Raw genomic sequence first — 2508 nt, 5'->3', positions numbered from 1 at the left:
AACTCCAGCAACTCCAACTAGGGAAACTCCAGCAACTTCGACTAGAGAAACTCCAGCAACTCCAACTAGGGAAACTCCAGCAACTTCGACTAGAGAAACTCCACCAACTCCAACTAGGGAAACTCCAGCAACTCCAACTAGAGAAAGTCCACCAACTCATACTGAGGGAGCATCGGTAGCAATAGTAGCTCCTTTGCTTAGAGATGAAGTGAGTAACTTCATAAAATCAGGAAGATTACGACAAGATGGTTTACCCGACGTTATCGCTTTATACAAGGGAAGCAACACAAAACAGCTAGACCCAAGTATTCTTGTCCACGATTCTGGACTTGAGCCAGCAAAACTCTTGGCTAGCTTAATAATTGATCACAATGGCAACTTTCAACAGGCTGTAGTTTTAGAAATAGAACCAGGAACACTGCAAAGGGAAAAAAGCAGATACGAGCAAGTCCTCAGCGAAGTTTTCAAAACAGAAAACTTTATTGCTGCTCACAACAACAATGGCACAAAGCCAGATTCGAGCAATCTGTATGTATGGATCAAAATCCAACCTGCCAGTTCCAACTAAATACTTGAATTTTTGCAAAAACTGTGTTATATTTAAAAAGTTGGAGATTTGCGGGCGTAGTTTAGTGGCAAAACTATAGCCTTCCAAGCTATTAATGCGGGTTCGATTCCCGCCGCCCGCTTAGAACGAAAAAACCTGAAATAGACTGCTGCAAGCAGTAAGTCTGGGCTTGGTAAATTAAGTAAGTCGGCAAGAAAATTTCAATGTATGTAAACAAATATAAATTAACGTAGGGTGTGTTAGACGAGAGTACGGCACCATCCAGAATTCAATGTGCCGTACTTTCCGCGCTAACGCACCCTACAATTTAAATTTCTTAACATAGTTATAGATATTCCCACTTACCTACTTAACCAGTTAAAAAATAACTGTTTGAATCATGGAACCCACATTCCGCACGCTCACTGTCACAATCGGTAATTACTGAAGAAAAAAGTTAAATCAAGAATAAAATCAGACATTTGTAGCTTAAAAGGACATTTGATCAGCCACGAATATTCGACGATGACACTAAACCCTATTCTCAATAAAGTGCAATAAGAATGAGAGCTAGATTTATTCTGATTTGATAAATAACTATGTTGAATGTCTAAATGATAAAGTTAGCTAATATAAGATAGTTATAAACCTGGATTTTTTATATATTAATTGAGAGCTATTAATAAAACTGATTAGCTCGTTATTTAAATTGGTTCTCTTGTACTATTTGACCGATATTTTGTTGATGTGTGACAGTTGGGGTGCGGAATGTGCGATCGCTTATATTTGGCATAGTTTTGGGGTTGTCTCTGGTGCGATCGCAAAGTAAAGTAGTTTATCTAAACTGTTAAACCGTAGAGCTACACCTAACCCTAGCCCAACTAGAATAAGTTTATGATGCTGAACAGGAGAGCAAAATGGATACATCTATCCTTGATCAGGTGATTGAGCAACTGAAAGTTATGCCCCAAGACTTGCAGTCTCAAGTGCTTGAATTTGCACGCGCCTTGGCAGGTTCAACAATTCAAGGTGTTCCAGGTCAGCAACTACTACGTTTTGCAGGTTCAATATCAACCGATGACATACAGTTAATCCGCGAAGCAATTGAACAGGACTGTGAGCAGATTGACACCAATGAATGGTAAATACTTGCTGGACACTAACATTATTATTGCTCTCTTTGCGGATGAAGCGACAGTAAAAAATCGCCTTGCACAAACAGAGCAGGTATTAATCACAAGTATTGCAGTAGGCGAGTTGTATTATGGTGCAATAAAATCACGACGCTCAAAAGAGAATTTAGAACGTATTGACGAATTTATAGCCAACAGTACTGTAGTTGGATGTGATGCAGAAACTGCTCGTCATTATGGTAATGTCAAGAATAATTTACGTCTGAAAGGGCGTCCATTACCTGAAAATGATATCTGGATTGCAGCACTTACACTGCAATATAATCTGACGTTAGTTACACGCGATGCTCACTTTCAGGAGGTTGAAAACCTACAAACAGTCATTTGGTGAAATGAAAAAGCTCTTATTTATCTGTAGCCAGAATAAACTGCGAAGTCCCACCGCCGACGCTGTATTTTCTGAATATGAAGGACTTGAAACAGACTCGGCAGGTTTAGATCGCTATGCCGAAGTACCCCTATCAACAGAGGCGAACGCATGGGCTTTATCTTTGTAATGGAAAAAACCCATAAAAATAAGCTATCGAAAAATTTTCAGCCCTTGCTTAAAGATAAAAGAATTATCTGTTTAGATATACCAGATGAATATGAGTATATGGAACCTGCTTTAATTGAATTGTTATAGCAGGGAACAGGGAATAGGGAACTCTTAACAGGCTTGAAAGTCTGTTGGTGTCAGTGTTTTCTGATTAGCTGATGTCCTAATAAATAAGAATTAAATAACATACAATTTATGTCCCTGGCTTACCTCACCCTCAATCCCTCTCC

The 2508-nt window shown here is 39.1% G+C and carries 2 protein-coding genes, 1 tRNA gene and 2 pseudogenes; all 5 read left to right on the top strand.

Going from position 1 to position 2508, the window contains the following annotated elements:
- Positions 1 to 568, top strand: a pseudogene (locus HWQ41_RS00025) (hypothetical protein); the annotation flags it as partial.
- A gap of 50 nt (positions 569 to 618) precedes the next feature.
- A tRNA-Gly gene (locus HWQ41_RS00020) sits at positions 619 to 689 on the top strand.
- A gap of 775 nt (positions 690 to 1464) precedes the next feature.
- Entirely contained in the window at positions 1465 to 1692 is a 228-nt protein-coding gene (locus HWQ41_RS00015; protein WP_292758509.1) for a hypothetical protein, read from the top strand.
- Entirely contained in the window at positions 1682 to 2071 is a 390-nt protein-coding gene (locus HWQ41_RS00010; RefSeq protein WP_292758506.1) for a type II toxin-antitoxin system VapC family toxin, read from the top strand. Before HWQ41_RS00015 ends, HWQ41_RS00010 begins: the two co-directional genes overlap by 11 nt.
- A gap of 1 nt (position 2072) precedes the next feature.
- Positions 2073 to 2365 (top strand): annotated as a pseudogene (locus HWQ41_RS00005) (low molecular weight protein tyrosine phosphatase family protein).
- Positions 2366 to 2508: the final 143 nt, after the last annotated feature.

Source organism: Nostoc sp. NOS(2021) (genome assembly GCF_017115025.1).
Classification (GTDB): Bacteria; Cyanobacteriota; Cyanobacteriia; order Cyanobacteriales; family Nostocaceae; genus Nostoc.
Note: the sequence above shows the minus strand (reverse complement) of the source record. Positions and strands in the feature narration are given on the sequence as shown.

Coding starts and splice junctions, on each gene's coding strand:
- HWQ41_RS00015 (WP_292758509.1), top strand. CDS start 1,465: ATGGATACATCTATCCTTGATCAGGTGATTGAGCAACTGAAAGTTATG.
- HWQ41_RS00010 (WP_292758506.1), top strand. CDS start 1,682: ATGAATGGTAAATACTTGCTGGACACTAACATTATTATTGCTCTCTTT.